We start from the raw sequence: 26,590 nt of genomic DNA, 5'->3' as shown, positions 1-26,590 counted from the left end.
AATCAACTCTGCATGCCGCTCTGCAGCGAACAGGACCCAGAATTGGCCCTGAACTGGACTTATCAGCGTTCTTTCACGTAGGGCTCGCCACCGGCGCGGGGCGGAACTGCCTTGCCAACGAAGCCCGCAAGAATCACCACGGTCAGGATATAGGGCAGGGCGTCCATCACCTGCACAGGGATCACGATGCCGCCCAGATCGATGTTCTGGAACCGCAGCGCGATGGCCTGAAGCAGACCAAACAGCAAACAGGCCCACATCGCGTGCCAGGGCCGCCATTTTGCAAAGATCAGCGCCGCCAGTGCAATGAAACCGCGACCAGCTGTCATTTCCTTGACGAACCCAGCCTGCAGGGCGGTCGCAAGATAGGCCCCGGCGATACCGCAAAGCACGCCGCAGATGGCTACAGCCGCAAAGCGCAGGCCGACGACCGAGACGCCGGCAGTATCCACGGCAGCCGGGTTTTCACCCACAGCGCGCAACCGCAACCCGAACCGGGTGCGATATAGGATCCACCACGTCGCAGGCACCATCAAGAAGGCGATATAGACAAGGATCGAATGGCCGGACAGCAGCTCGGAGTAGATCGGGCCGATGAAGGGCACGTCGCTCAGCGCTTCGGCGAAGGGGAAGTTGATCGGCTCAAATCGGCCTTGACCGAACAGCGACGGGGTGCGCCCGCCCTGTTGGAACCAGCTTTGCGCGATCAGAACCGTCAGGCCTGAGGCCAGGAAGTTGATCGCCACGCCAGAGATCAGCTGATTGCCTCGGAACGTGATCGACGCTACGCCGTGTAGTGCCGACAAAACCAGAGACGACACGATCCCCGCGAGCAATCCCAACCAGACCGAGCCGGTCACTGCAGCAACAGCGGCCGAGAAGAAGGCCGAGATCAGCATTTTGCCCTCAAGCCCGATGTCGAAGATCCCGGCGCGTTCGGAATAGAGGCCCGCAAGACAGGCCAGCAGCAATGGTGTCGCCAGGCGGACGGTGGAGTCTAGAACCTGGATCAGTGTTACGAACGAATCCATCACTGAGGCTCCTTCCGCAGGGCAAGGAACAGCTTTTCAAGCGGCATCCGCACCATGTTGTCCAACGCTCCGGTAAACAGGATCACCAGCGCCTGAATGACGACGATCAGCTCACGCGGGATGGATGTCCACAAGGCCAGTTCGGCACCGCCTTGATAGAGGAAGCCGAACAGAAGCGCCGCGAGGAACACGCCGAACGGGTGCGAACGGCCCATCAGCGCCACGGCGATCCCGATGAAACCCGCGCCTTCGGTTGAGTTCAGAACCAGACGTTCTGCCTCACCCATCACGTTGTTGATGGCCATCAGACCAGCTAACCCGCCCGAGATCAGCATGGCGATGATGGTGATGCGAACCGGCGAGATCCCGGCATAGACGGCACCGGTTTCCGAATGACCATAAGCCCGAATTTCATAGCCCAGCCGGGTGCGCCAGATCAGCGCCCAGACCACGAAACAGGCGATGATCGCCACGAAGAACGAAATATTGGCCGGTGCGCCGCGGAACATCACATTCTCGGCGGTCGAGAACATGGATTGGAAGGTCGGCAGGTGAACCGCCTCGGGGAAGCGCGCGGTCGCTGGGTCCTGCGAGCCTTGCGGTCGCATGACGTTCACGAGCATGTAGTTCAGGAAGGCGGCAGCAATAAAGTTGAACATGATCGTGGTGATCACGATGTGGCTGCCGCGTTTGGCCTGCAGGTAGGCCGGGATTGCCGCCCACGCTGCGCCAAATACAGCGGCCCCCAGTCCTGCAGCGATCAGAGCGATGCTCCAATGCGGCCAAGGGATGTAGAGACACACCATGGCAACGCCAAGACCACCCAGCATCGCCTGACCTTCGCCACCGATGTTAAACAGCCGCGCGTGAAAGGCTACGGCCACCGCAAGCCCGGTGAACATGAAGTTGGTCGCGTAGTAGAGCGTATAGCCCCAGCCATAGGTCGACCCCAGCGCGCCTGTGACCATCAGGTTCACGGCCTCAACCGGGTTCTCTCCGATGGCGAGGATCACCAGCGCCGACAGGATCGTGGCCAACACTAGGCTGATGATGGGGATCAGCACGACGTCGGCCCATTTGGGCATTTTTTCCATCTTACGCGGCCTCTCCCGCAACACCGGCCATCAGCAGGCCCAGTTCTTTTTCATCTGTCTCATGGGGCAGACGCTCACCCATGATATGTCCGTCAAACATCACGGCGATCCGGTCCGAGAGCGAGAAGATCTCCTCCAACTCGACCGAGACCAGCAGGATCGCTTTGCCTTGGTCGCGCAGGGCTACGATCTGTTTGTGAATGAATTCGATCGCGCCAATGTCTACGCCACGGGTCGGTTGGCCGACAAGCAACAGGTCTGGGTTCCGCTCAATCTCGCGCGCGACGACGATCTTCTGCTGGTTGCCGCCCGAAAAGCTTTTGGCGGTCAGCCAGCCGTTCGGGGGACGCACATCGAATTTCTCGATTTTGGCTTCGGTGTCCGCGCGCAGGGCGGCGTTGTCCATGAAGATGCCGCGCTTGTAGGCCGGGTCACGGTGATAGCCGAAGGCAACGTTTTCCCAGGCATGGAAGTCCATGATCAGACCTTCGCGCTGACGGTCTTCGGGGACGTGGGCGATGTGCTGCGCGCGACGCGCCTGACCGTCAGACCCAGCCCCGCTGAGGGGAAGCGGCGTACCGTTCAACTTGATCGACCCCTGACCGGGGCGCATCCCACCCAGAACTTCCAACAGTTCCGACTGGCCGTTGCCCGCGACGCCTGCGATGCCGACGATCTCACCGGCGCGGACGGTCAGGTCGATGCCTTTGACACGCTCAACACCTGCCGCATCGAACACGCGCAGGTCTTGGACCTCAAGAATGGGTTTTCCGGGCTGCGCGGGGACCTTGTCGACCTGTAGGAGGACCTTGCGGCCCACCATCAGTTCGGCCAGATGCTCCGGGCTGGTCTCAGACGTTTTGACCGTGGCCGTCATCTCTCCGCGCCGCATGACCGAGACGGTATCGGTGTTCTCCATGATCTCGCGAAGCTTATGCGTGATCACGATGATCGTCTTCCCTTCGGCCCGAAGACGATCGAGGATGCGGAACAGCTGGTCGGCCTCGGCCGGGGTCAGAACGCCGGTGGGCTCATCAAGGATCAGGATCTCGGCCTTGCGATACAGCGCCTTGAGGATCTCGACCCGTTGCTGCATGCCCACGCCGATTTCATCGATGCGCTTGTCGGGGTCGACGAACAGCTCGTATTCTTCTTCCAGCGCTTTCAACTCTTTCCGGGCCTTTGCCAGAGACGGGGCCAGCAGACCGCCATCCTCGGCGCCCAGAACAATGTTTTCCAGAACGGTGAAGTTTTCGACCAGCTTGAAGTGCTGGAACACCATCCCGATACCCGAGGCGATGGCCGCCTGACTGTCTGGAATGTCGGTCTTGGTGCCGTTGATCCAAATCTCACCTCTATCGGCTTTGTAGAAGCCGTAGAGAATGCTCATCAGCGTGGATTTGCCCGCACCGTTTTCACCGATGATCCCATGGATCGTGCCGGGGGCGACGCTGATGGAAATGTCTTTATTGGCCTGAACCGGCCCAAAGGCTTTGGAAATCCCTTTGAGCTCAATGGCGGGGACTGTCATGTCTTGTCCTTGGGTTGCCGAAGGGCCGCGCGGTTCGCGGCAGAGTGGGAGGCGAGGCGGAGAAATCCCCGCCTCGCTATTGTATTAGAACTGCAATGCGGGGCAGCTGTCGTTGTCGTAGTAGCTGACGACAGTCACGTTGCCCGCGATGATGTCGTCACGCGCCTGATCGACGGCTGCTTTCATGTCGCCAGACACCAGCGACGCATTGTTGTCGTCCATCGCAACGCCAACGCCTTCCTCGGCCAGGCCCATGGCGAACACGCCGGTTTCGAGGTTTTCACCCGCTTTCATCGCGTCATAGACGGCCACGTCCACGCGCTTGAGCATCGAGGTCAGAACCTTGCCCGGGTGCAGGTGGTTCTGGTTGCTGTCCACACCGATCGACAGGATGCCTTCATCCGCCGCGGTCTGCAGAACACCAACACCGGTGCCGCCCGCGGCTGCATAAATCACGTCAGCGCCCTGGCTGATCTGCGCTTTGGTCAGCTCGGACCCTTTAACCGGGTCGTTCCATGCGGCTGGGGTGGTGCCAGTCATGTTGGCAACAACGTTGATGTCAGGGTTCACAGCCTTGGCGCCTTGCGCATAGCCGCAACCAAAGTGGCGGATCAGCGGAATATCCATGCCGCCGATGAAGCCGACAGTGCCCGATTCCGACGCCATCGCAGCCATCATACCAACGAGGTACGAGCCTTCATGCTCGGCAAAGCCGATCTGACGGATGTTCGGGGCGTCCAGCCAGGTGACGTCAACCGCAACGAACTTGGTGTCAGGATAGTCGCCGGCAACGGCGGACAGAGGATCGGCCATGGCAAAGCCCATGGTGATCACCGGGTTCGCGCCAGCTTCGGCGAAACGGCGCAGGGCCTGTTCACGCTGTGCTTCGGACTGAAGCTCAATCTCGCGATAGGTGCCGCCGGTTTCGTTGGCCCAACGCTGTGCGCCGTTATGTGCGGCTTCGTTGAACGACTTGTCGAACTTGCCACCCAGGTCAAAGATCAGAGCCGGTTCGGCCAGTGCGGCACCCGCGGTCAGAGCGACGGCGGCGGCAGCGCCCATCAAGGATTTCATCAGGGTCATTTGGTACTCCCGTTGTTTTTGTCGGTTCGAGGTTAAACTAGCCTCGTTTACCCACCTATAGCGAGCATAACCGTTGTGATGACGGGAATTAAGGCCGTATGCAACAGGCAGGGTCAACTGATTTTTGACCACTTGGTCTAAAAAATGGCGACTTTATTCAAGGCAGGGCGCGTTCCATCACAATTGCATCGCAATTTGAGACGGAATCGCGTGTATAATAGGCTTTTCGCCGCCCGCATGGGCTGTATCCGAAGCGTTCATAGAGCGCGATAGCGGCCCCATTGTCTGCCGCCACGTCAAGAATCGCGCGCGCCGCGCCCAGATCAGCGGCAACCGCATGCCAGTTTTTCATGCAGGCTGCAGCCAAACCCTGACGCTGATACAGGGGGTGAGTCGCGATGGTCAGCAACTCGGCCTCGTCCGCGATGACCTTAAACAGGGCAAAGGACTTGGGGTCTCCGACAACATGGGTGAAGCGGTTTTGCAGCAGGTCTTCGAACTCGGCAGCCGTCCACGGGCGCGCCTGTGTGAAGGCCGCAGCGTGGGTCAGGGCCATGTCGTTCGGGGTCATTCGTCCAGCAGCACAGGAGGGAGGTCGCGAGAAGGCGCCGCATCCGCGGGACGAATGTAGAGCGGTGCGGGTGGTTCCGTTTCCGTGCCGAACCTGCGCGCCGCGACATGGGCGATGGCCTGAACATGCGCGTTTGGGTCCGTGGCAGTGAAGAGGGGGCCAAGCCCCTCGGCCTCGGCCCGAAGCATCAGGCGTGGGCCTTCTGAGGTCTGTACATAGACCTGATCGCGCGGGGCCGAGATCGCGGGTAGGTGACCGTCGGGCACGTTCTCGGTCAAGGCATCAAAACCTGACACGCCGACGGCCGGGATGTTCAGACCCAATGCAAGCCCACGCGCCGCTGAAACCGAGATTCGAATGCCGGTGAAGTTTCCTGGGCCGATGCCAACACCGATGGCGTCCAGGTCTTTCCAGCCAAGACCGGCCTCAGACAGAACCTCCTCCAGCAGCGGCAGCAGGCGTTCGGCCTGCCCACGTGACATGGCCTCGGCCCGCGTGACGACAATTTCAGAGCCACGCAACAAAGCGGCCGCGCAATGCGCGGCCGATGTGTCAAATGCCAGAAGGGTCGGTTCAGACGGCAACGGGGCGAACCTCGGTCACTTCGGGGATGTAGTGGCGCAGCAGGTTCTCGATCCCCATTTTCAGGGTCAGGGTCGAGGACGGGCAGCCCGCGCAGGCCCCTTGCATATGCAGGTAGACCACGCCGCGGTCAAAGCCGTGGAAGGTGATGTCGCCACCGTCCTGAGCCACCGCTGGGCGCACACGGCTGTCCAGCAGGTCCTTGATCTGATCGACGATTTCCGAATCCTCGCCGGTATGTTCGGCATGGCCGGATGCGGGTGCCGCTTCGGCCCCCATGACGGGCTGGCCGGATTGGTAATGCTCCATCACCGCGCCGAGGATGCTTGGCTTGATATGGTCCCAATCGACGTCATCCGCTTTGGTCACGGTGACAAAGTCATTGCCAAAGAACACGCCGGTCACGCCGCTGACCGCAAAGATGCGCTGGGCAAGCGGCGATTTTTCGGCGGCTTCTGCGGATGGGAAGTCGGCTGTGCCTGCCTCAAGCACCGTCTGGCCGGGCAGGAACTTCAAGGTTGCCGGGTTCGGGGTGGATTCGGTCTGAATGAACATGAGGCAGCTCCGTTTTCGTTGCTTCTGATATGCGGGCAGCCGCCGTGGAAGTCAAGATTTGGAACCGTTCTAAATTGCGAGAGCGTGGTTTATCGCGTCAACCAACCGGTCATCACCCCAGAAAACCTCATCCCCGACGACAAAACTGGGTGCGCCGAACAAGTCGAGTTCTTTGGCGCGGCTGGATTGAGCAAAGAGCGCCGCTTTTACCTTTGGGTCTTGTGCGCTCTCTATGAAAGCGGCGGGCAGACCTGCGGCTGCAAGGCAATCGGTCAGTGTCGATGCGGCCGAGATATCGCGGCCTTCGCCGAACTCGGCCATGTAGACGGCACGGGTAAACGCGGCCCGCTGGTCTTGGGACGTGATGGCCACTGCCAAACGCGCAGCGGTCAGGGAATTCTGCGGAAACGGATCGGGGCGCTGAAACGGCAGCGCGCGCGCGGCGCATAAACGCTCCATATCGCGCCACATGTAGCGGCCCTTGGCGGGGTAGATCGTGAATGGAGAGGTATTCCAGCCCTGTTCGGCAAAGATGGGCCCCAAAAGAAAGGGCTGCCAATCTATGGGCACCCCCTTTTCAGCGGCCAGTTGCTCGATCCGCATCGCACTGAGGTAAGAATAGGTTGAGGCGAACTCGAACCAGAACTGAACGGGTGCTGCCATGGTGCCTCAGGTAATCTCTTCCAGTTTTTCCTTGCTCAGATCACCTGGCACGATGGTGATCGGGATCGGCATGCTGCCCGAGTTCTTGGTCAGCTGAGTCACCAGCGGACCCGGCCCTTTCTTGTCGGTGCCGGCGCCCAGAACCAGGACCCCAATCTCCGGGTCGGACTGTACGTGTTCGATGATCTGTGCCACCGGATCGCCTTCGCGAATGGCCAATTCAGGCTCAACGCTCTGCTTGTCGCGCATCCATTTGGCGAAGACTTCGAAATGGGCGTGGATGCGTTCGCGGGCCTCTTCACGCATGGTTTCGGCCACACCAATCCAGTGATTGAATTCGTCCGGCGGGATCACGGACAGGATTGTCACGCCGCCGCCGGTATGCGCGGCCCGCATCGCGGCAAAACGCATGGCGTTCAGGCATTCGCGGCTGTCATCCAGAATGACGAGAAACTTGCGCATTTGGGTCCTCTTGATTTTCTGGGATCATGCCCGACCGATAGCGTGCTGGCAACTCGGGTAAATCCCTAGCGCTCGCTTGCTGCCCAATCCCAGTAGAGCGCGCGGGCGCGACGGGCGATAGGGCCAACCTGATATTGCGTGTCGTCCAGAGCGGTCACGGGCGTCACCTTGTTCATGTTGCCGGACATGAACACCTCATCCGCCGCATGGAAATCATCAAAGCTGAGGACTGACTCATGTACATTAAAACCATCGGCGCGCAGGTTCTTGATGTGCCGTGCGCGCGTGATCCCGGCCAGAAAGGTGCCGTTGGGCATGGGGGTAAAGACCTCACCGTCTTTGGCCATGAAGATATTGGCGGTGGCGGTCTCGGCCACATTGCCCATCGCGTCGGCGACCAGCGCGTTCGAGAACCCTTTGGAGCGCGCCTCAGTCAGCATCCGGGCGTTGTTCGGGTAGAGACACCCGGCCTTGGCATTCACCACGGCGGATTCCAGTACCGGACGGCGGAACCGGGTGGTCGTCAACGTGACCGAGGCCGTCTCGGGCGCCATTGGGATCTCTTCAAGACAGATGGCGAAACCGGTGCTGTCTTTCTGGGGCACGATGGCCGTGACGTCTCCGTGGATGCCCCAATACATCGGGCGGATATAGACAGCCTGATCCGGGCCATAGGATTGCAGCCCCTCGCGCACCAGATCGACCATCTGTTCCGGCGTCACGGTCGGGGTCAGCATCAAAGCCTCGGCGGAACGGTTCACGCGGGCGCAATGGGCCAGCAGGTCGGGGGCCATGCCGTCAAAGTAGCGCGCGCCATCAAAGACCGAGGACCCTAGCCACGACCCATGATCCGCCGCCCGCATGATCGGAGCGTCCCCTTCATGCCATTGGCCTTCGAAATAGGTGCGGATATTTTTGCCGACTGCCATAGCGCCCTCCCTTAGCTTTCGGCAAACCTAGGAGGGCGTCAGGCGAAGGTCCAGTGCAATCAGCGCGATGCAGCGCCGACCATGCCCACAATCTCGTAGGTTTGTTTCAGGATCGGGGCGGCAATCGCGCGCGCCTTTTCCGCACCACGGGCAAGGATCTGGTCAATCTCGGATTGTTCACCCATCAGGCGGGCCATCTCGGACGAGATCGGAGACAGTTTTTCGACCGCCAGTTCCGCAAGCATCGGCTTGAACTCACCGAACTGTTTGCCGCCAACGTCCGCCAGCACCTGCGCGGCCGAGCTGTCGCTAAGCGCGGCGTAGATATTGACCAGATTGCGCGCCTCGGGGCGATCTTCCAAACCGTCGACTTCCGATGGCAGGGCATCCGGGTCGGTTTTGGCCTTGCGGATTTTCTTGGCGATCGTGTCGGCATCGTCGGTCATGTTGATGCGGCTCATGTCTGACGGATCAGACTTGGACATCTTCTTGGAGCCATCACGAAGGCTCATGACCCGCGTGGCCGCCCCTTCGATCACAGGTTCGGTGACCGGGAAGAAATCGACGCCGAAATCGTTGTTGAACTTGATCGCGATGTCGCGCGTCAGCTCCAGATGCTGTTTCTGGTCTTCCCCTACAGGCACATGGGTCGCGTGATAGATCAAAATATCCGCGGCCATCAGCGCGGGATAGGCAAACAGACCCAGCGAGGCGTTTTGCGTGTTCTTGCCCGCTTTGTCCTTCCATTGGGTCATGCGCTGCATCCAGCCCATCCGGGCGACGCAGTTGAAGATCCACGCCAGTTGCGCATGTTCAGGCACCTGGCTTTGGTTGAACAGGATGGATTGTTCCGGGTCGATGCCCGCCGCGATATAGCCCGCGCACAATTCGCGCGTGTTGTGCGACAAGGCGGCGGGGTCCTGCCAGACAGTGATCGCATGCAGGTCAACCATGCAATAGATGGTTTCGAACTCTGGCCCCTGCATATCCACAAAGCGCTTCATCGCGCCCAGATAGTTGCCCAAGGTCAGCCCGCCCGAAGGCTGAATGCCGGAAAACACGCGCGGCGTGAATTGGGTCTGGGTCATCGAAGGGAACTCCCGTCTGGAAAAATCAGCCCTCGTCGCTTACCCATGAGGCCAAGGGACGTCAACAGCCGCGAAAGGCCAGCCCAATGAGCAGTGAGAATTATACATCCGCCGTGAACCCTCTGCCGCCCCTCGTGGTGGCCTTGGTTCTGTTCATCATGGGGATCGAACTGGCGTTTACGCTGGGCGCTCGGGGTCTGGTCGGAGGGCTAGGCGCGGTCGGGTGGAGGCTGGATGCGCTGCAGAGCTACGCGTTCTCGGCCGATATCTTCGATTGGATGGTGCAAAACGGGCGCTGGCCGTTCGAGCATGTCATCCGTTTTGTGACTTATCCGTTCGTTTCGGGCAGTTTTACGCAGGCGGTGTTTGTCTGCGTTTTCGTGCTGGCCATGGGCAAGATGGTGGGTGAGGTCTTTGGCGGCTTTCCGATGCTGCTGATCTTCGTTCTGTCGGGTGTCGGTGGCGCGCTCGCGTATGCGCTGTTTCTGGACCCGTCTTATCCGCTGGTCGGAGGGTTCCCTCCGGTCTATGGGCTGATCGGGGCGTTTACTTGGCTGCTTTGGCGCAAGCTCTCGTTGGTTGGGGCCAATCAGGCGCGGGCGTTTCAGTTGATCGCCGTGCTGATGGGCATTCAGCTGCTGTTTGGCCTGCTCTTTGGAGGCACAGGTGACTGGGTGGCCGATCTGGGCGGTTTTGCCACCGGGTTCGGCCTTTCCTTCTTTTTGGCGCCGGGTGGTTGGGCGCGTATCAAGGGCCGCATCCGGCGCGAGTGATCAAGACCGGCGCAGGGCCGTTTTGAACTCGGACAGTCTAAATGCCCCCAACAGGTGGCCGAATGCGAAGTAGCTGACCGCTGCAACCATGATCAGCGCAAGCAGAGCCAAATAGCGCCACCCGGGCACATCAAGCGTCCAGCCGAAGAGTTGAATAGCGGCAAACAACACCACGCCCATCCCGACCGATGCCAAGATGATCCGCCCCGCGCGCCGCCGGAAGCGGTCGTCGAACCGCGTCTCATCGCCCATATTCCGCGCGCCAAAGGCCAGTAGGCCAACCATGGCCCAGCCAGCGGTAGAGGCCGCAACGGCAGGGGCAATCCATCCGAAAATCGGGTAAAGGCCAAAGGCAAGCGCCGCGTTGATGATCATTGCCACCAAAGCATAGTGGAACGGAGACCGCGTATTCTCGCGCGCGAAATACAGCGGTTGCAGCAGCTTCTGCAGCATGAATGCGGGTAGGCCGATGCCATAGATCGCAACGGCCAGGGCTGTGGCGGCTGTGTCCTCAGCGGTGAACTGGCCCCGCTGAAACAGGACTGACACCAGCGGGTTCGGGATGATCAGGAAGGCTACGGTCGAGGGCAGGGTGAGCAGCAACATGAACTCTCCGGCCCGCGAAAACGCATTGCGCGCGCCCGCTTTGTCATCCGCGCGCAAGCGGCGAGACAGGTCGGGCAGCAGAACGATTCCGATGGCGATCCCGACGACGCCAAGAGGCAGCTGATACAGACGATCTGCTGCAAATAACCAGCTGACGGCTTTCTCGGTTTTTGAGGCCACAAGTTGCCCTACGACCAGATTGACCTGCGTCACCCCCATGGCCAAGGCGGCGGGTACGGCGATACGGACCATATTCCGCATCTCGGGCGTCAGGCGTGGCAGACCGAAGCGTATGCGGATACCGGCGCGTTCGGTGGCGACCCAGACCAACGCCAACTGCGCCACACCTGCCACAGGGATCACGGCGATGAGCCAGCGAATAACCTCACCTCCGGATATCGCGCCAGCGATCAGGGCGGTGCAGGCGAAGATGTTCAGAAGAACGGGCGCTGCGGCGGCGGCTGCAAATCGCCCCGTTGCGTTCAGAACGCCCGAAAACAGCGCCGCCAGCGACATGAACAGAATATAGGGGAAGACGACATAGCCATAGTCGACCGCCAGATCGAAGCGTTCATCGCCGTAAAACCCCTCGGCCGTCAGCCAGACGAGGCCGGGCATGAACACCATCGCCAGCCCGACCAGGGCCAATACCGCGGCGACCAACAGGTTGAAAGCGTCTTGCGCGAACTCTTGCGCGTTCTCTCCGCCCTCTAGCCGTTTGGAAAACATCGGCACGAAAGCCGCGTTGAATGCGCCTTCGGCAAAGAAGCGGCGGAACATGTTGGGCAGACGAAAAGCCGCGACAAAGGCGTCCATCACTGGTCCGGGGCCGATGAAAGCGGTCAGCAGAATTTCACGCAGAAAGCCCAGAATGCGGCTGGCCAACGTCCAGAAGCCGACCGTGAAAAAGCCGGAAAACAGCCGGATCTGCTTCATGAGGCCGCGCGCTCGGCGCCCTCGGTGATGGCTTTGCGCAGTTTGGTCTCAAGCCCGCGCTGTTTGCTTTCCGAGTGGTATTTCAGCCCGAACATGTCCTTGACGTAGAATGTATCCACCACCTGCTCGCCATAGGTCGCGATCACGGCGTTGGCGATATAGACATTGGCCGCTGCCAGCGTGCGCGTCAGGTCATAAAGCAAGCCGGGGCGGTCGCGGGTATCGACCTCGATGATCGTGTAGATCTCGGACCCGTCATTGTCAAAGGTGATATGGGTCGGCACGTTGAAAGCGCGTTCGCGTTTCTTGATCTTGTCGCGCGATTTCAGCGCGTCGCGGGCCACGACCTCGCCTTTCAGCGTTTTGTGAATCATCTGGGTCAGACGCGGCAGACGGCTGGCTTCGAACGGGTGACCTTCGGCATCCTGTATCCAGAACGCATCCGTTACATAGCCATCCTTGGTCGTGTAGCTGCGGGCATCCACGACGTTAGCACCGACCAAGGCCAAGGCCCCGGCGATCCGCGCAAAGATACCGGGGTGATCACCCATGGCAAAGCAGGCGCGGGTGGCGTCTCGATCCTCGTCCGGGTGCAGGCGGATTTCCATCGCGCCGGGATCGCCGCTGTGTTCCAGCGCCCGTAGCATCTCGGCAAATTCCACATGGGTCGAGACGTTCAGGCCCTGCCAGTACGGAGCATAGTGCCGCCCGGTTTCCGTCTTCAGATCGGCCTTGGACCATTCGGCCAGTTCTGCGCGCAGAAGTTTCTTGGCCTCGGCCCCGCGATTGGCACGGTTCAGATCCTCCATGCCGGTTTCCAAGGCACGTTTGGTTTCCGCATGCAGCGCGCGCAGCAACGTTGCTTTCCAGTTGTTCCACGTATTGGGCCCGACACCGCGAATGTCACAGACGGTCAGCACGGTCAGCAGATCCAGCCGTTTGACCGTTTGCACAGCCTTGGCAAAATCCCGTACGGTCCGAGGGTCCGAGATATCGCGTTTCTGCGCCATGTCCGACATCAGCAGGTGATAGCGCACGAGCCATTCGACGGTTTCGGCGTCGGATTTGTTCAGCCCCAGCCTGGGTGCCACTTTCCGCGCGATTTGTGCCCCGAGGATCGAGTGATCTTCAGGCCGGCCCTTGGCGATATCGTGCAACAGCAGCGCAACATAGAGGACCTTGCGGTTCACGCCCCCTTCAAGGATCGAGGACGCCAGCGGCAGCGATTCAACAAGCTCTCCGCGTTCGATCTGGGCGAGGTTGACGATGCACTGGATGATATGCTCGTCCACCGTGTAGCTGTGATACATATTGAACTGCATCATTGCTACGATGGGTTCGAACTCGGGTATGAAGGCTGATAGCACCCCAAGTTCGTTCATCCGGCGCAGGGCGCGTTCCGGGTTGCCATGTTTCAGCATCAGGTCGAGGAAGATACGCTGGGCTTCCTTGTCGTTGCGCATATCTTCGTCGATCAGGTGCAGATTGGCCGTGACCAGCCGCATAGCATCCGGATGGATCAGCATGCCTGTGCGCAGGCCTTCCTCGAACAGGCGCAACATGTTCAGCTTGTCGGTCAGGAATGTATCCGGATCGGCAATGTCCAGACGACCATGAACCATGCTGTACCCGGGTTTGACCCGAGGGCGGCGGCGGAAAATCCGCTCCAGCAGCGGAGCACCTTTCATGTGCAGGGCTTCCAGCTTGGTCAGGAAGATCCGTGTCAATTCCCCTACGCTGGTGGCATGGCGGAAATACCGCTGCATGAACACTTCGACGGCTCGCCGCCCGGCCCGATCTTCATAGCCCATGCGCGCCGCAACCTCGACCTGCATGTCGAAGGTCAGCTGTTCGGTCGGGCGACCTGTGACCAGATGCAGGTGCGAGCGCACGGCCCAAAGGAAATTCTCGGCCTCGGCAAAGGTCTTGAATTCATCGGGTGTGAACAGGCCCAGCGGGACCAGCTCGGCCACGTCTTGCACACCGTAGATGTATTTCGCTATCCAGTAGAGCGACTGTAGATCGCGCAGCCCGCCTTTGCCCTCTTTCACATTGGGTTCGACCACATAGCGCTGGCCCTGTTTCAGGTGGCGTTCGTCGCGTTCCTGAAGTTTGGCCTCGATGAACTCACGCTCAGTGCCCTTGAACAGATCGGCCTTGAGGCGTTGGTCCAGCTCCTTGGCTAGATTCTTATCACCAGCCAGATAGCGCTGTTCCAGCATCGCGGTGCGGATGGTGAAATCTTCGGTCCCCAAACGCAGGCAATCCTTGATCGTGCGTGAGGAATGGCCGACCTTCAGGCGCAGATCCCATAGGATATAGAGCATGGATTCAATCACGCTCTCGGCCCAAGCGGTGATCTTGTAGGGCGTCAGGAACAGCAGATCGACGTCTGATGCGGGTGCCATCTCACCGCGCCCATAGCCGCCGACCGCCAGAACAGCGATGCGTTCTCCCTGCGTCGGGGTGGCCAGAGGGTGCAGATGCTTGCTTGCCACGCGCATCGCGGTGCCGACCAGACAATCCGTAAGGTAGGTATAGGACCGGGTCAGAGGGCGCGCTTCGAATGGGCGGGCGGCAAACGCCTCGGCGATGGCAGCGCGCCCGGCCTTTTGTGCACCACGCAGAATACGCACCGTTTCAGCACGCAACGCGGAATTGTCAGTACCTGCCTCGAACGTCGCAGCAAGCTGAGCGTCAACGCGGGCACTGTCGAAAATATCCTCTGGCGGGCAGATTAGTGTGTTTTCAGGCACTGCAGTCAGGTGAGGCTGGTCAGAAACCGGCCCCTGAGAAGCTTTGAGGGGCAGGGTCAATCACAACCACCTGTTTGTTCTGGATCGTGGCAACCGCCAGACCGCGTTCATTGGTACCGTCCGAGCGCAGGCGGAAGATGCCGCCAACACCCTGGAAACCGGCGCTCTGCGTCAGCGCAGCCCCGGTCAGAGCGTTCGATTTGCCTTGGCTGACAAGCGCCCCGATCGCGGCGATCCCATCATAGGCCAATCCGCTGATCGGATGAGGTGCTTCGCCATAGGTCGCATTGTAGCGCTGACGATAGGCCTGCGCTTTTGCGGGATCAGGCAGGGCAAACCAACCGCCCTGAACGCCGGGCAGTTCCAGCGTTTGGGCCGGAATGTCCCACCGTGTCAGACCGATATACTGGGAGGTCGATGGCGAAACCCCCGCTTCGGGCAACAATTGCGAGAACAAGGGCAGCGCGCCTGCGGTGGTTGCAGTCAGGAAGACCGAGTCCGCCCCCGTCGAATCCATGGCGGACTTGATGTTGGGCACCGCGTTGATCACGCCCTGCTGCGACCGGTCGTAACCGACGCTGCCAGCGTTGTTCATGCTGCTGCTGGCCAGCGCATTGGCAATGGCCGAGCGGCCGGCCTCTCCGGCTGCGTCATTGCTGTGTACGATGATTGCTCCGGTCTTGCCCTGTCTTCCGCCATAATTGGCCAGTCGATTTGCCGTGTTCTGGAATGTCGGCCCCAGTACAAAGACATTTCCACCCGCGATGCTGGTGTTGTTCGAGAAGGACAGGACGTTCACGTTGTTGTTCAGCACCGCAAGGCCGGCCGCGTTGGCGGCTTGTGCATAGACCGGCCCGATGATGATCTTGGCCCCATCCGCCACAGCCTGTTGCGCCACGCCTGAGGCCGTGCCGGCATTGCCTGCCGTATCATATACACGCAGGTCGATCGTAACGTTCGGCAGGTCCGACATCGCCAGACGTGCTGCATTTTCAAGGCTTTGCGCCAGCGCTGCGTCGCCAGACTGGCCTGATCCGCGCGGAACCAGAAGCGCAACGGGCACCGGTTCCGAGGTGTTGATCGAGGGGCCTCCGCCGACGCCAGTAGTTTCACATGCGGCCAGAAAAACGGCGGTGGTCAGGGCGATCGTGGTTTTGGCCAACTTGCTTACGGACTTGCAAACGGTAAACATCTAAAAGAAAACTCCCTGATCCGGCGGCTTGCGACGCTGCTGTTCTATCGAGCCGCGATAATAAACGTCACGCTGTGAGGGTCCAGCTTTGAATTTCCAAAACATAAGTTTGGCTGCTGGCCTGTATTTTGTTGCCACTCCGATCGGTACAGCGCGCGATATTACGCTCAGAGCGTTGGATGTGCTGGCTTCGGCCGACATGATCGCCGCAGAAGACACCCGTAGTCTGCGCCGGTTGATGGAAATCCACGGTATCCCCTTGGGCGGGCGACGCATTCAGGCCTATCACGACCACAGCGGAGCGGGCGCACGCGGCAAGATCATGGATGCTTTGGCCGCAGGGCAATCCGTTGCCTATGCGTCCGAGGCCGGTATGCCGCTAATCGCCGACCCGGGCTACGATTTAGGGCGGCAGGCGGCCGAGGCCGGGCACACCGTCACTTGCGCACCGGGCCCGTCCGCCGTGCTGACGGCGCTGACATTGGCGGGCCTGCCAACGGATGCGTTCTTTTTCGCGGGTTTTTTGCCGAATGCGTCGGGCGCTCGTCGCAGCCGAATCGAGGCGTTGCGGGATATTCCCGGAACACTGGTGTTCTACGAATCACCCAAGCGCGTCGCTGGATGCTTGTCCGATCTGTCCGACATCCTCGGCTCCGACCGGCAGGCGGCTTTGTGCCGCGAACTGACGAAGAAGTTCGAGGAAGTTCGACGTGGCTCTTTGCAAGACCTGGCAGAGGCCTACCGAGACCAAACCCCCAAGGGTGAGGTCGTTCTGCTCGTGGATCGCAGCCATTCGCCAAGCGTTAACGAATCTGACGTAGAAGAGGCATTGAAACAGGCCTTGCAAACCCATTCGGTTCGGGATGCGGCGGATTTGGTGTCAAAGATGTATGAACTTCCCAGACGTCCCATTTACCAGCAGGCTCTCAAACTGGGAAAGGGATGACATGACGCAGCGTGCGGTGCGGGGGTCGGTATCTTATCATGCGGGGCAATCTGCGGAATTGCGGGTTGCAGCCGACTACGAACGCCGCGGATTCTCGATCGCTCACAGACGCTGGCGCGGTGCCGGGGGTGAGATTGACCTGATTGCGCGGGGTGACGAAGGGCTCGTTTTCATTGAGGTCAAGAAAAGCACCAGTTTCGACAGGGCTGCGGCTCGGATCACCCCACGGCAGACCCAGCGTATCTGCGCATCAGCGGCGCAGTTTCTTGAAAATGAACCCGGCGGGCAATTGACGAATGTTCGGTTCGACGCGGCGCTGGTCGATGGCACGGGCGCTGTTCAAATCATCGAAAACGCCTTCGGACCGGTCTAAGCACCATTGAACCCCTCGGCCTGCTGCGCCATGTATCTGGCGTGAAGTTGAGGGACATGCCATGAAAATCGCCTTTCAAATGGACCCGATCGGGGCCGTGGATATCAACGCCGACAGCTCTTTCCGCCTCGCGGAAGAGGCACAGGCCCGCGGGCATGAGCTGTTCTTCTACGGGCCGGATCAATTGGCCTATCAGGAGGGGCGGATCACCGCGCGAGGACAAGACATGCAGGTTCAGCGCGTTGCCGGAGACCCCGCGGTCCTCGGTCCCGAGCGTGAAGTTGATCTGGCTGAGTTTGACGTGGTGTGGCTACGTCAGGACCCGCCGTTCGACATGCATTACATCACCTCGACGCATCTGCTGGATCGGTTGAAGGGGCAGACATTGGTGGTCAATGACCCGTTCTGGGTACGCAATTACCCCGAAAAACTGCTGGTTCTGGATTTCCCCGAATTGACCCCTCCGACCACGATTGCGCGGGATATGCAGACCATCAAGGCCTTCAAGGACAAGCATCAGGACATCATCCTGAAACCTCTCTATGGAAATGGAGGGGCTGGGGTGTTCCGGTTGGATGCCAATGACCGCAACCTGACCTCGCTGTATGAGCTGTTCACCGGATTCTCGCGCGAGCCGTTGATCGTTCAGAAATTCCTGCCAGATGTGAAGAGCGGCGATAAACGCGTGATTCTCGTGGATGGAGAGCCGGTGGGTGCCATCAACCGCGTCCCGGCCGAAGGTGAGACGCGTTCCAATATGCATGTTGGCGGGCGACCCGAAAAGATCGGTTTGACCGAGCGGGATCTCGAAATCTGCGCGGCCATAGGCCCTCTACTAAAGGAAAAAGGCCAGATTTTTGTCGGGATTGACGTGATCGGAGACTACCTGACCGAGATCAACGTCACCTCCCCCACTGGCATTCAGGAGCTTGAGCGCTTCAACGGTGAGAACATCGCCGAAAAGATCTGGCAGGCGATTGAGGCTAAAGTCTAAGCGCTACAGGCGTTGGGCGGCGCTTAGGTGTTCGATGCGGTCCGTTCATTGGAATGCACGGTCGCACTGAAGGTCGAGTTCCTCGCTTGAACATGGCGCAAGCGAGGAACTGCGGGGCTTGTCTAGGACGAAGGGCAATGATCGGTTCCGCCGTTTTTTTCCCAATCGGCCTCGCAACATACTGAGGGCGAACATCTAAGCCACGGCCCTTGCGCTGATCCGAAAGCTTAGCGCTTCGGCCACGTGCGGTCGCCGGATATCAGCGGAGCCATCCAGGTCAGCTATGGTTCGCGCGACCCGTAGGATGCGGTGAAATGCGCGTGCTGACAGGCCGAACCGGTCGGCGGCCTTGAGCAACAGCTCTTTGCCCTCAGCATCTGGGGCGGCGACCTCTTCCAGAAATTTACCTTCGATATCAGCGTTTTGGCGTACGCCCTCGTGACCTTCGAACCGAGCGGCCTGAATAGCACGTGCCTGTTCCACACGCGTGGCCACGGTGGCCGAACTGTCGCCAGACGGCGGCAGATCAAGGTCGGTGAACGCTACCGGAGGCACCTCGATGCGCATATCGAACCTGTCCATCAAAGGGCCGGAGATGCGGTTCAGGTAGTCTTCGCCACAGCCCGGTGCGCGGGAACAAGCGCGGGACGGATCGGTCAGGTACCCGCATTTGCACGGGTTGGCTGCCGCGACCAGCATGAAACGGCAGGGGTACTTCACATGGGCGTTGGCGCGGGCGACCATGACCTCTCCGGTTTCGATCGGTTGGCGCAGGGTTTCCAAAACGGTGCGAGGGAATTCGGGGAACTCGTCCATGAACAACACCCCGTTATGGGCCAGAGAGATTTCTCCGGGTTTTGCACCGCGTCCGCCGCCGACAATCGCCGCCATCGAGGCCGTGTGATGCGGTTCGCGAAAGGGCCGCGTCCGGTTGATGCCGCCTTCGTCCAATAACCCGCATAGGGATTGGATCATCGATGTTTCCAGCGCCTCCACCGGGGTCAAAGGTGGCAGTATTCCGGGCAGGCGCGCGGCGAGCATGGATTTGCCCGATCCCGGCGTGCCGATCATGATCAAGTGGTGACGCCCTGCCGCAGCGATCTCTAATGCGCGTTTGGCACGTTCCTGTCCTTTGACATCGCGCAGATCGCGAGTGTTGGAGGACAGGCTGACTTCGCCCGGTGTGGCCGCAGCCAACGGGGCCTGACCGGAAAAATGGCGCACCACGTCGCCCAGCGAACCGGCTCCGATGACCTGAGTGGCGTCTACCCAGGCAGCCTCGGCGCTTGAGGCGCGGGGGCAGAGCAGGGCGCGATTCTCGGCCGCCGCCGTCATCGCGGCAGGCAAAGCGCCTACGACCGGAACCAGCGACCCATCCAAGGATAGTTCGCCCAAGGCAACAGTGCCCTCGGCCGCGTCTGCTGGGATGATCTCCAAAGCGGACAGGAGGGCGACGGCGATGGGAAGGTCGAAATGGCTACCCTCTTTGGGCAGGTCGGCGGGGGACAGGTTGATGGTGATGCGTTTGGACGGCAAGGCGATGGCCATGGAGCCAAGCGCACTGCGCACTCGATCTCGGGCCTCGGACACTGCTTTGTCCGGCAGACCGACGATTGAAAAGGCGGGTAGGCCCGGTGAGACGGCGCATTGCACCTCGACCGGGCGGGCATCAACCCCTTGAAACGCAACCGTGTGAGCGCGGGCAACCATGGCAATCCTATTCTTGGTTAACAGGACGTTGCTGCCATGGCCGAGGTTTAAGAATGGTTAACGGCTGCGCGCATTGCGGTGAATTTGGGCCATGCGCCCGGGTCGGCGACTGTTTTGTCGCGGCAGAACGTGTTGCAGAACCCCCAGCGTTGGCCGTCGAGGTCGAGGAAATCGGTGACCGGATCGCCGGAATACGGACAGTGCGCGTTGACCGAGGGGCCTTCTTCGGCGGGTCGTGCCTCGGACGGTTCTCCAACAGGCCAGTGGGCCGAGGGGGAATATTCCGGGTAGGGGTACGGATTGTATTGAACGGTCAGTCCCATCGCGCGCCATTGTCGGACCGATGTGTCTGACAGCAAGCTCAGGCAATAGTTGCGACTTTCGGCTGAGACTGGCAGATCATATCCAATGATCCGAGCCGCGACAGGGGTGTAGAAGACATCGGCCAGCGAGTAGGCTCCGAACAACGGCCCCTCTGACTGGCCCGAGATCGCCCGGGCATGCGCCCAAAGCGTCTCAATCCGGGCGAGGTCTTTCAAAGTGTCCGGTGACGGCTGGAAACCTTTCCAGACATGCGCCAACTGCATCGGGCACTCCCCGCGCAGCGTGGCAAAACCCGCGACCATTTCGGCGCAGAGCCAACGGGCGGTTGCGCGCGCGGCGGGGTCTGAAGGCCAAAGGCCAGCTTCGGGGTGCCGTTCAGCCAATGTCTCGGCCAGCGCTAGGCTTTCGCCCACAACCGTACCATCGGGCAGACGCAGAGCGGGAACCAGACGGGCCGGAACAAGGGGTTCCATATCCGTGGCCATGGTGCCGGAATAGAGGCCAACCAAGTGGCTGCGATAGGGCAGGCTGAACTTCTCGAGCATCAACCAGCCGCGCATGGACCAGCTGGAAAACAGGCGGTCACCGATAAAGAGATCATAGGTCATGATCAAAGGATGGCGGAGCCGGAAGCGCTCGTAAATTAGTGATTTGTGACCTGCGGGATCACGGAAGATGATTGATGGCACCAACGGACCATTCGCCCGCGTGATGGGCGATCTGGGTGACCGACAGGTTGTCGATCCGGTGTGAAAACGCTTGTTGCGCCTCAATATTCAAAGCGCGCTGTACTTGCGTCAAGATCACTCCGAAATGGGCAACAATGACGAGATCCGCGCCCGCATGTGCGGCCATCAGTGTATCCACGGTTTTGTCGACCCGCGCACGGACCTCGTTCCAGCTTTCTCCGTTTGGAGGGCGCACTTCGCCGGGATTGTCCCAATAGGCAAAGGCAAGCTCGGGGTCTTCGGCTTCGATCTCGGCGAAACCGCGCAGCTCCCATGTGCCGAAGTTGATCTCGCGCAGGTCTGGGTGGTGGGGCAGGCGCAGGCGCTGGCCTTGGATCGCCGTTGCCGTATCCGCCGCGCGCGACAGGTCGGATGAGACAACAACCGCGTCCGCAGGGATGTGATCGTGCAACCGCTGCAACGCGGCATGATCGCTCAGATCGGCCGGGAGATCGGACCAGCCGACCATCGTTTTGGCATGGGTGGGACCATGGCGGACCAGGTGCAGACGTGTCATGGCAAGTGTCCCTTCAAGACCATGGGCAGCCCCGCCGTTATCTGAACCACCAGGTCGGCCTGCGCCGCAAGCGCGATGTTCAACCGACCCTGCGCTTCACGGAACCGGCGGGCGAGGGCGTTTTCGGGCACGATGCCATGACCAACCTCATTCGAGACGATCACAAGCTGCGCCGGGCAGCTGCGCAGGGCGCTCAGCAGTTGGGCTTGGGCCTGATCCAGATCGTTCTCGGCCAGCAGATGATTGGTCAGCCACATCGTGGCGCAATCAATCAGGCAGGCGTGATCTGGGCTGAGTTCGGCCAAAACCGGGGCAAGGGCCAGCGGTGCCTCGATGGTTTCCCAGCCGGACCCGCGTTGTTCGATGTGGCGATCGACCTTTCGCTGCATCTCGCCATCAAACACTTGTGATGTCGCAAGATAGATCCGGCTTTTCCCTGAAGTTACAATCAGTTGTTCGGCGTAGGCCGACTTACCTGATGCAGCCCCACCCAGCACAAAGGTTAAATTGGCGGTCACAATTCTTACCTTTCTGGTGATCCACTTGGTGATGATCTGCGTATCGACCCTAAGTCGGCAAGGCAAGCCCGGCTGATGCCTGCAAAAAGGGAGAGTTTCATGGCACTGGACAACGCATCCGATTTCTCGATGTCCCGCAAAGCGATGAAGGCCGAACTGCTGGACGCGGAAACCGAATTGCAACTGGCCTATGCGTGGCGCGACAATCGCGACGAACAAGCACTGCACCGACTGATCACCGCCTACATGCGTCTAGCTATTTCGATGGCGGCCAAGTTCAAGCGCTACGGCGCTCCGATGAATGATCTTATCCAAGAGGCCGGTCTTGGATTGATGAAAGCCGCCGACAAGTTTGACCCGGATCGCGGCGTGCGGTTCTCGACCTACGCGGTGTGGTGGATCAAGGCGAGCATTCAGGACTATGTGATGCGTAACTGGTCGATGGTGCGGACCGGTTCGACCTCATCCCAGAAATCTCTGTTCTTCAACATGCGCCGCGTTCAGGCCCGGTTGGAGCGCGAAGCCGCCACCGAGGGGCAAGAGCTGGATCGGCATCAGCTGCACCAGATGATTGCGACGGAAATCGGCGTCCCCTTGCGCGATGTCGAGATGATGGAGGGGCGTCTATCCGGCTCGGATTTTTCGCTCAACGCGGTGCAATCGGCCGATGAAGATGGGCGTGAGTGGATTGATGCGCTGGAAGATGATCGTGAGCAGGCCGCCGAGGCGGTTGAACATCGCCACGACACCGAGCAGCTGCGCGAATGGTTGCTGATGGCGATGCAATCTCTTAATGACCGCGAAAGATTTATCGTGCGTGAACGCAAGCTGCGTGAACCGGCCCGGACCCTTGAAAGCTTGGGAAATGAGCTGGGTCTGTCGAAGGAACGTGTACGGCAGCTTGAGGCCGCAGCCTTCACCAAGATGCGCAAGAACCTTGAAGCCCAATCGCGTGAGGTGCAACACTTCATCGCATGACAAGATTTGCGATTCTGCTGTGTGTGCTGGCGTCTACAGCCAGCGCATTGCGCCCGGTCCAAGCCGGTGAGTTGATCCCCGAGGATGTCCTTGCAGCTATGCAGGACGCAGATGTGGTGATCCTTGGTGAAATCCACGATAATCCGCGTCACCACCTTGTGCAGACCGAGGCGTTGGGCGCGATTGCTCCGTCGGCGGTGGTGTGGGAAATGGTCACCGAAGAAGGCGCGCAGCGTCTGGCGCAGACCGCCGCCTCCAACCCCGAAGAATTGTCTCGGATCCTGCGCTGGGCGGAGTCTGGCTGGCCCCCACTGAGTATGTATTACCCAGTCTTTCAGGCCTCGGACGCGCCGGTCTATGGGGCCATGGTTCCACGCACAGCTGCGCGCGCTGCGATGGAAAAAGGCGCGGCCACGGCCCTTGGCGCCGACGCCGCGCGCTATGGCCTGACCGTTCCGCTTTCGCCCGAAGATCAGGCCGCGCGCGAGGCGGATCAACTGGCCGCCCATTGCGATGCTCTGCCGGCCGAAATGTTGCCACAAATGGTCTCGATCCAACGTCTGCGAGACGCTGTGCTGACCCGTGCGATCCTGCGCGCGGACGAGGAAACCGGTGGTCCGATTGCTGTAATCACCGGCAATGGCCACGCTAGGACTGACCGGGGTATCCCGACCTTTCTGTCGCGCCTGAAGCCGGGGCTGAAGGTCTTTGTGCTAGGCCAGTCCGAAGGCGGCGCAATCGACGGAACCTTTGATGCGGTGATCGATAGCCCGGAAATCGAGCGTGAAGACCCTTGCAAAGCGTTTGAGACGCAGAATTAACCGCTGGAACTACCCGGTGGCCTTGCCTAATGTCGGGACCGACCGGGACGGGAAGGGCTGAACATGCTGGCATCCAAACGCATTCTGCTGATCATCGGCGGTGGCATTGCGGCCTATAAGTCGCTCGATCTAATCCGACGGCTGCAAGAGCACGGTGCGCAAGTCACTCCCGTTTTGACCCGCGCTGCCGAGGAGTTCGTGACGCCTTTGTCGGTTTCCGCACTCGCCGGTCAGAAAGCGTATCGAGATCTCTTCGACCTGACGGACGAAGCCGAGATGGGGCATATTCAACTGTCGCGCTCCGCTGACCTGATCGTCGTTGCCCCAGCTACCGCAGATATGATGGGCAAGATGGCGGCAGGATTGGCCAACGATCTGGCCTCGACCCTTCTGATGGCCACTGACACGCCCGTTCTGTGTGCACCTGCCATGAATGTGCGTATGTGGGACCACCCGGCGACCCAGCGCAATCTGAAGCAGTTGCAGCAGGACGGCATCCGCTTTGTAGGACCCAACGAGGGCGACATGGCCTGTGGCGAATATGGCGCGGGCAGGATGTCCGAACCGCTAGAGATCGTTGCCGCCGTTGAGGCGCACCTGGCCGACGGGCCGTTGAAGGGTAAACGTATTCTTGTAACCTCCGGCCCAACGCATGAACCGATTGATCCGGTGCGCTACATCGCCAACCGCTCATCCGGGGCGCAGGGGACTGCCGTTGCCCGCGCCTTGGCGGCGCTTGGGGCTGATGTGGTTTTTGTCACTGGTCCCGCCGACGTTCCGCCGCCCCAAGGCGTGCAGGTCGTGCAGGTCGAGACAGCACAGCAGATGTCGGACGCAGTGGATGCGGCGCTCCCTGTGAATGCAGGAGTGTTTGCCGCAGCAGTCGCCGACTGGAAAGTGGCCACCGCCTCGGATCGGAAACTAAAGAAAAGCCGTGATGGTCTGCCCTCGCTGGAGTTCGCCGAGAATCCCGACATCCTGAAACGCGTCTCGCAGATGGGTGCGGGTCGCCCTGATCTGGTTGTGGGTTTTGCGGCGGAAACCGACGATGTGATCGACAACGCGACGGCAAAGCGCGCCCGCAAGGGATGCGACTGGATCGTGGCAAACGACGTCAGTCCGGCAACCGGCATCATGGGGGGATCGGAAAATGCGGTCGTCCTGATCTCGGATCAAGGGGCCGAGAGCTGGCCGCGTATGGGCAAAGACATGGTCGCCGCGCGTCTGGCACAAAAGATCGCTGACGCGCTGGCCGGATAAGACAGAAGGAATACAGATGGTAGTTATCCGCGTGATCCGGGAAGAGGGGGCAGACGCCACTGTTCCACTGCCTTCATATGTGACCTCAGGCGCAGCCGGCGCTGATGTGCGCGCCAACCTGCCCGAAGGCGCGTCTATTTTCCTGGAGCCCGGGCAGCGCGCCCTTGTCCCAACCGGCCTGCGGATCGAAATCCCAGCGGGGTATGAGGTGCAGGTCCGTCCGCGGTCCGGCTTGGCATTGAAGCACGGCATCACCCTGCCCAATACGCCGGGGACCATCGACAGCGACTATCGCGGCCCGCTGGGTGTGATTGTGATGAACGCAGGGCAAGACCGGTTCGAGGTCACCCACGGAGAACGTATCGCGCAGCTTATCGTTGCGCCTGTCGTGCAGGCCACGTTCGAACTGACCGAAAACCTCGGCGAGACCGAGCGTGGGTCGGGCGGGTTCGGCTCAACCGGGCGCGGCTGATGTTGCTGGTTCTAGTCCTTGCCGCAGGTCTTTGGGGCGTCGGCTATATAGCGGGCGTGTCCCGGACGGCGCGTGTGACTTCGGTCAGTGTGCTTATGGTCGGGGTGATCCTGTCGCATCTGGTTTTGCCGAGCGGTCATCCTCTGCGCGAAGCAACAGGAGGATCGGCAGCGCTGTGGCTGACGCTGGCCGGGGCGGCCGTTCTGGTTGTGGTCTATGGCAAGGGGCTGAAAGCGCTGCGAAATCGGGCGCAGCCCGAAGCGGATCAGGCCGAGGCCAAACCCTCGGACCGGTTCACTCAAACAGAGCTGGACCGCTATGCCCGCCATATCGTTCTGCGCGAACTGGGTGGACCGGGGCAGAAACGGTTAAAAAAGGCTCGCGTGCTGGTGATTGGGGCCGGGGGTCTCGGCGCTCCGGCCTTGCAGTATCTGGCTGCAGCGGGTGTGGGCACGATCGGAGTGATCGACGACGACGTGGTCGAAAACGCCAACCTTCAGCGTCAGGTCATCCACCGCGATGCCGATATCGGAATGCCCAAAGTTTTCTCGGCCCAGCAGGCGATGGAGGCGCAGAACCCCAACGTCACCGTCCTGCCCTACAATCGGCGCCTGAGTGAAGAGATCGCGCGAGACCTATTAGGCGACTTTGATCTGATCCTGGATGGTACCGACAATTTCGAAACCCGCTATCTGGCCAATCGCACGGCCGTTGCTTTGGGCAAACCGCTGATCTCGGGCGCGTTGTCGCAATGGGAAGGGCAGCTGAGCGTCTTCGACCCGGCCATGGGTGCCCCCTGCTACCAGTGTATTTTCCCCGAAGCCCCCGCAGCCGGTCTGGCCCCGTCCTGTTCCGAGGCAGGCGTGATCGGCCCCTTGCCGGGTGTGGTTGGCTCCATGATGGCGGTTGAGGCGATCAAGGTCATCACCGGGGCTGGCCAAGCGCTGCGCGGCGAAATGCTGATCTATGACGCGCTTTATGGTGAAAGCCGCAAGATCACCCTGTCCAAGCGTTCTGACTGCCCGATTTGCGGTGCGGGTGGCGAATAAACGCAGTGTTGCTCTGGATCATCTGATCGGCCCTTCCTAGGTTGTGGG

General features: G+C 60.5%; 27 protein-coding genes. 9 read left to right on the top strand and 18 right to left on the bottom strand.

Annotated elements, in window-relative coordinates:
* Positions 1 to 62: 62 nt before the first annotated feature.
* From ACP15L_RS11670 to trpS, 11 genes are all read right to left on the bottom strand, one after another.
* Complete coding sequence (locus ACP15L_RS11670) at positions 63 to 1,031, bottom strand: ABC transporter permease (protein WP_170691467.1); 969 nt, start codon at positions 1,029 to 1,031, stop codon at positions 63 to 65.
* On the bottom strand, positions 1,031 to 2,125 hold the full coding sequence (locus ACP15L_RS11665) for an ABC transporter permease (RefSeq protein WP_170378926.1): 1,095 nt from the start codon (positions 2,123 to 2,125) through the stop codon (positions 1,031 to 1,033). Before ACP15L_RS11665 ends, ACP15L_RS11670 begins: the two co-directional genes overlap by 1 nt.
* A gap of 1 nt (position 2,126) precedes the next feature.
* A complete protein-coding gene (locus ACP15L_RS11660) occupies positions 2,127 to 3,656 on the bottom strand; it encodes an ABC transporter ATP-binding protein (protein ID WP_425084287.1) in 1,530 nt (509 codons plus the stop codon).
* Positions 3,657 to 3,740: 84 nt separating this feature from the next.
* Positions 3,741 to 4,739, bottom strand: coding sequence for a BMP family lipoprotein (locus ACP15L_RS11655; RefSeq protein ID WP_425084286.1), 999 nt, complete (start codon positions 4,737 to 4,739; stop codon positions 3,741 to 3,743).
* A 157-nt stretch (positions 4,740 to 4,896) separates the two neighbouring features.
* Positions 4,897 to 5,310 carry a GNAT family N-acetyltransferase gene (locus tag ACP15L_RS11650; protein WP_425084285.1) on the bottom strand — a complete coding sequence of 138 codons (414 nt, stop codon included), beginning with the start codon at positions 5,308 to 5,310 and terminating at the stop codon, positions 4,897 to 4,899.
* Positions 5,307 to 5,894 (bottom strand): tRNA (adenosine(37)-N6)-threonylcarbamoyltransferase complex dimerization subunit type 1 TsaB, encoded by a 588-nt coding sequence (gene tsaB, locus ACP15L_RS11645; RefSeq protein WP_170661170.1) that lies wholly within the window; start codon positions 5,892 to 5,894, stop codon positions 5,307 to 5,309. Before tsaB ends, ACP15L_RS11650 begins: the two co-directional genes overlap by 4 nt.
* Complete coding sequence (locus tag ACP15L_RS11640) at positions 5,884 to 6,447, bottom strand: NifU family protein (protein WP_170462695.1); 564 nt, start codon at positions 6,445 to 6,447, stop codon at positions 5,884 to 5,886. The genes tsaB and ACP15L_RS11640 overlap by 11 nt, the downstream gene beginning before the upstream one ends.
* 69 nt (positions 6,448 to 6,516) lie before the next feature.
* The gene (locus ACP15L_RS11635) at positions 6,517 to 7,110 is read right to left on the bottom strand and encodes a 2-hydroxychromene-2-carboxylate isomerase (RefSeq protein WP_425084284.1); all 594 of its coding nucleotides are present in this window, start codon (positions 7,108 to 7,110) and stop codon (positions 6,517 to 6,519) included.
* Between the two features lie 6 nt (positions 7,111 to 7,116).
* Positions 7,117 to 7,572: a universal stress protein gene (locus ACP15L_RS11630; protein ID WP_170378913.1), complete on the bottom strand. Its 456-nt coding sequence runs from the start codon at positions 7,570 to 7,572 to the stop codon at positions 7,117 to 7,119.
* Between the two features lie 65 nt (positions 7,573 to 7,637).
* Complete coding sequence (locus tag ACP15L_RS11625) at positions 7,638 to 8,501, bottom strand: branched-chain amino acid aminotransferase (RefSeq protein ID WP_425084283.1); 864 nt, start codon at positions 8,499 to 8,501, stop codon at positions 7,638 to 7,640.
* A gap of 59 nt (positions 8,502 to 8,560) precedes the next feature.
* Positions 8,561 to 9,589 (bottom strand): tryptophan--tRNA ligase, encoded by a 1,029-nt coding sequence (gene trpS / locus ACP15L_RS11620; RefSeq protein ID WP_170639940.1) that lies wholly within the window; start codon positions 9,587 to 9,589, stop codon positions 8,561 to 8,563.
* An 86-nt stretch (positions 9,590 to 9,675) separates the two neighbouring features.
* Here trpS and ACP15L_RS11615 point away from each other — a divergent pair, with 86 nt between their 5' ends.
* Positions 9,676 to 10,362, top strand: a complete 687-nt coding sequence (locus ACP15L_RS11615; protein WP_425084282.1) for a rhomboid family intramembrane serine protease — start codon at positions 9,676 to 9,678, stop codon at positions 10,360 to 10,362.
* Here the strand turns inward: ACP15L_RS11615 and murJ are convergent, their stop codons facing one another.
* The 3 genes from murJ to ACP15L_RS11600 are packed head-to-tail and all read right to left on the bottom strand — an operon-like array spanning position 10,363 to position 15,852.
* Positions 10,363 to 11,904 (bottom strand): murein biosynthesis integral membrane protein MurJ, encoded by a 1,542-nt coding sequence (gene murJ, locus ACP15L_RS11610; protein WP_425084281.1) that lies wholly within the window; start codon positions 11,902 to 11,904, stop codon positions 10,363 to 10,365.
* A complete protein-coding gene (locus tag ACP15L_RS11605; RefSeq protein ID WP_425084280.1) occupies positions 11,901 to 14,720 on the bottom strand; it encodes a [protein-PII] uridylyltransferase in 2,820 nt (939 codons plus the stop codon). The genes murJ and ACP15L_RS11605 overlap by 4 nt, the downstream gene beginning before the upstream one ends.
* Entirely contained in the window at positions 14,680 to 15,852 is a 1,173-nt protein-coding gene (locus ACP15L_RS11600) for a penicillin-binding protein activator (protein WP_170378902.1), read from the bottom strand. The genes ACP15L_RS11605 and ACP15L_RS11600 overlap by 41 nt, the downstream gene beginning before the upstream one ends.
* An 88-nt stretch (positions 15,853 to 15,940) precedes the next feature.
* Between ACP15L_RS11600 and rsmI the strand changes: the two genes are divergently transcribed.
* The 3 genes from rsmI (at position 15,941) to gshB (ending at position 18,165) form a co-directional block, all read left to right on the top strand.
* The gene (gene rsmI / locus ACP15L_RS11595; RefSeq protein WP_425084279.1) at positions 15,941 to 16,798 is read left to right on the top strand and encodes a 16S rRNA (cytidine(1402)-2'-O)-methyltransferase; all 858 of its coding nucleotides are present in this window, start codon (positions 15,941 to 15,943) and stop codon (positions 16,796 to 16,798) included.
* A gap of 1 nt (position 16,799) precedes the next feature.
* Complete coding sequence (locus ACP15L_RS11590) at positions 16,800 to 17,171, top strand: YraN family protein (protein WP_170639945.1); 372 nt, start codon at positions 16,800 to 16,802, stop codon at positions 17,169 to 17,171.
* Between the two features lie 61 nt (positions 17,172 to 17,232).
* The gene (gene gshB, locus ACP15L_RS11585) at positions 17,233 to 18,165 is read left to right on the top strand and encodes a glutathione synthase (protein ID WP_425084278.1); all 933 of its coding nucleotides are present in this window, start codon (positions 17,233 to 17,235) and stop codon (positions 18,163 to 18,165) included.
* A 195-nt stretch (positions 18,166 to 18,360) separates the two neighbouring features.
* Here the strand turns inward: gshB and ACP15L_RS11580 are convergent, their stop codons facing one another.
* The 4 genes from ACP15L_RS11580 to cobU are packed head-to-tail and all read right to left on the bottom strand — an operon-like array spanning position 18,361 to position 21,962.
* Positions 18,361 to 19,875: a YifB family Mg chelatase-like AAA ATPase gene (locus ACP15L_RS11580; RefSeq protein WP_425084277.1), complete on the bottom strand. Its 1,515-nt coding sequence runs from the start codon at positions 19,873 to 19,875 to the stop codon at positions 18,361 to 18,363.
* A 47-nt stretch (positions 19,876 to 19,922) separates the two neighbouring features.
* Positions 19,923 to 20,807 carry a glutathione S-transferase gene (locus ACP15L_RS11575; RefSeq protein ID WP_425084276.1) on the bottom strand — a complete coding sequence of 295 codons (885 nt, stop codon included), beginning with the start codon at positions 20,805 to 20,807 and terminating at the stop codon, positions 19,923 to 19,925.
* Between the two features lie 58 nt (positions 20,808 to 20,865).
* Complete coding sequence (locus ACP15L_RS11570; protein WP_425084275.1) at positions 20,866 to 21,444, bottom strand: histidine phosphatase family protein; 579 nt, start codon at positions 21,442 to 21,444, stop codon at positions 20,866 to 20,868.
* Positions 21,441 to 21,962 (bottom strand): bifunctional adenosylcobinamide kinase/adenosylcobinamide-phosphate guanylyltransferase, encoded by a 522-nt coding sequence (gene cobU, locus ACP15L_RS11565; RefSeq protein WP_425084274.1) that lies wholly within the window; start codon positions 21,960 to 21,962, stop codon positions 21,441 to 21,443. The genes ACP15L_RS11570 and cobU overlap by 4 nt, the downstream gene beginning before the upstream one ends.
* A gap of 99 nt (positions 21,963 to 22,061) precedes the next feature.
* Here cobU and ACP15L_RS11560 point away from each other — a divergent pair, with 99 nt between their 5' ends.
* The 5 genes from ACP15L_RS11560 to ACP15L_RS11540 all read left to right on the top strand — a co-directional run bounded on the left by ACP15L_RS11560 (position 22,062) and on the right by ACP15L_RS11540 (position 26,542).
* Positions 22,062 to 22,940, top strand: coding sequence for an RNA polymerase factor sigma-32 (locus ACP15L_RS11560; protein ID WP_170378887.1), 879 nt, complete (start codon positions 22,062 to 22,064; stop codon positions 22,938 to 22,940).
* On the top strand, positions 22,937 to 23,761 hold the full coding sequence (locus ACP15L_RS11555; protein ID WP_425084273.1) for a ChaN family lipoprotein: 825 nt from the start codon (positions 22,937 to 22,939) through the stop codon (positions 23,759 to 23,761). The genes ACP15L_RS11560 and ACP15L_RS11555 overlap by 4 nt, the downstream gene beginning before the upstream one ends.
* A gap of 63 nt (positions 23,762 to 23,824) precedes the next feature.
* Complete coding sequence (coaBC, locus tag ACP15L_RS11550; protein WP_425084272.1) at positions 23,825 to 25,021, top strand: bifunctional phosphopantothenoylcysteine decarboxylase/phosphopantothenate--cysteine ligase CoaBC; 1,197 nt, start codon at positions 23,825 to 23,827, stop codon at positions 25,019 to 25,021.
* A 16-nt stretch (positions 25,022 to 25,037) separates the two neighbouring features.
* Positions 25,038 to 25,493: a dUTP diphosphatase gene (gene dut, locus ACP15L_RS11545; protein ID WP_170642802.1), complete on the top strand. Its 456-nt coding sequence runs from the start codon at positions 25,038 to 25,040 to the stop codon at positions 25,491 to 25,493.
* Positions 25,493 to 26,542 (top strand): HesA/MoeB/ThiF family protein, encoded by a 1,050-nt coding sequence (locus tag ACP15L_RS11540; protein WP_425084271.1) that lies wholly within the window; start codon positions 25,493 to 25,495, stop codon positions 26,540 to 26,542. Before dut ends, ACP15L_RS11540 begins: the two co-directional genes overlap by 1 nt.
* Positions 26,543 to 26,590: the final 48 nt, after the last annotated feature.

The sequence above is a fragment of the Ruegeria profundi genome (assembly GCF_049800715.1).
GTDB lineage: Bacteria > Pseudomonadota > Alphaproteobacteria > Rhodobacterales > Rhodobacteraceae > Ruegeria > Ruegeria profundi_A.
The sequence above is the reverse complement of the archived record's forward strand: the minus strand, read 5'-3'. Positions and strand labels throughout refer to the sequence as shown.

What these genes read in the sequence shown, in the direction of transcription:
- ACP15L_RS11570 (WP_425084275.1), bottom strand. Translation starts at nt 21,444, where the DNA reads ATGACACGTCTGCACCTGGTCCGCCATGGTCCCACCCATGCCAAAACG.
- gshB (WP_425084278.1), top strand. Translation starts at nt 17,233, where the DNA reads ATGAAAATCGCCTTTCAAATGGACCCGATCGGGGCCGTGGATATCAAC.
- ACP15L_RS11650 (WP_425084285.1), bottom strand. Translation starts at nt 5,310, where the DNA reads ATGACCCCGAACGACATGGCCCTGACCCACGCTGCGGCCTTCACACAG.
- ACP15L_RS11560 (WP_170378887.1), top strand. Translation starts at nt 22,062, where the DNA reads ATGGCACTGGACAACGCATCCGATTTCTCGATGTCCCGCAAAGCGATG.
- ACP15L_RS11660 (WP_425084287.1), bottom strand. Translation starts at nt 3,656, where the DNA reads ATGACAGTCCCCGCCATTGAGCTCAAAGGGATTTCCAAAGCCTTTGGG.
- ACP15L_RS11575 (WP_425084276.1), bottom strand. Translation starts at nt 20,807, where the DNA reads ATGACCTATGATCTCTTTATCGGTGACCGCCTGTTTTCCAGCTGGTCC.
- trpS (WP_170639940.1), bottom strand. Translation starts at nt 9,589, where the DNA reads ATGACCCAGACCCAATTCACGCCGCGCGTGTTTTCCGGCATTCAGCCT.
- ACP15L_RS11600 (WP_170378902.1), bottom strand. Translation starts at nt 15,852, where the DNA reads ATGTTTACCGTTTGCAAGTCCGTAAGCAAGTTGGCCAAAACCACGATC.
- dut (WP_170642802.1), top strand. Translation starts at nt 25,038, where the DNA reads ATGGTAGTTATCCGCGTGATCCGGGAAGAGGGGGCAGACGCCACTGTT.
- ACP15L_RS11670 (WP_170691467.1), bottom strand. Translation starts at nt 1,031, where the DNA reads ATGGATTCGTTCGTAACACTGATCCAGGTTCTAGACTCCACCGTCCGC.
- coaBC (WP_425084272.1), top strand. Translation starts at nt 23,825, where the DNA reads ATGCTGGCATCCAAACGCATTCTGCTGATCATCGGCGGTGGCATTGCG.
- murJ (WP_425084281.1), bottom strand. Translation starts at nt 11,904, where the DNA reads ATGAAGCAGATCCGGCTGTTTTCCGGCTTTTTCACGGTCGGCTTCTGG.
- ACP15L_RS11640 (WP_170462695.1), bottom strand. Translation starts at nt 6,447, where the DNA reads ATGTTCATTCAGACCGAATCCACCCCGAACCCGGCAACCTTGAAGTTC.
- ACP15L_RS11665 (WP_170378926.1), bottom strand. Translation starts at nt 2,125, where the DNA reads ATGGAAAAAATGCCCAAATGGGCCGACGTCGTGCTGATCCCCATCATC.
- ACP15L_RS11635 (WP_425084284.1), bottom strand. Translation starts at nt 7,110, where the DNA reads ATGGCAGCACCCGTTCAGTTCTGGTTCGAGTTCGCCTCAACCTATTCT.
- ACP15L_RS11580 (WP_425084277.1), bottom strand. Translation starts at nt 19,875, where the DNA reads ATGGTTGCCCGCGCTCACACGGTTGCGTTTCAAGGGGTTGATGCCCGC.
- ACP15L_RS11630 (WP_170378913.1), bottom strand. Translation starts at nt 7,572, where the DNA reads ATGCGCAAGTTTCTCGTCATTCTGGATGACAGCCGCGAATGCCTGAAC.
- ACP15L_RS11540 (WP_425084271.1), top strand. Translation starts at nt 25,493, where the DNA reads ATGTTGCTGGTTCTAGTCCTTGCCGCAGGTCTTTGGGGCGTCGGCTAT.
- ACP15L_RS11555 (WP_425084273.1), top strand. Translation starts at nt 22,937, where the DNA reads ATGACAAGATTTGCGATTCTGCTGTGTGTGCTGGCGTCTACAGCCAGC.
- ACP15L_RS11615 (WP_425084282.1), top strand. Translation starts at nt 9,676, where the DNA reads ATGAGCAGTGAGAATTATACATCCGCCGTGAACCCTCTGCCGCCCCTC.
- ACP15L_RS11590 (WP_170639945.1), top strand. Translation starts at nt 16,800, where the DNA reads ATGACGCAGCGTGCGGTGCGGGGGTCGGTATCTTATCATGCGGGGCAA.
- ACP15L_RS11625 (WP_425084283.1), bottom strand. Translation starts at nt 8,501, where the DNA reads ATGGCAGTCGGCAAAAATATCCGCACCTATTTCGAAGGCCAATGGCAT.
- ACP15L_RS11655 (WP_425084286.1), bottom strand. Translation starts at nt 4,739, where the DNA reads ATGACCCTGATGAAATCCTTGATGGGCGCTGCCGCCGCCGTCGCTCTG.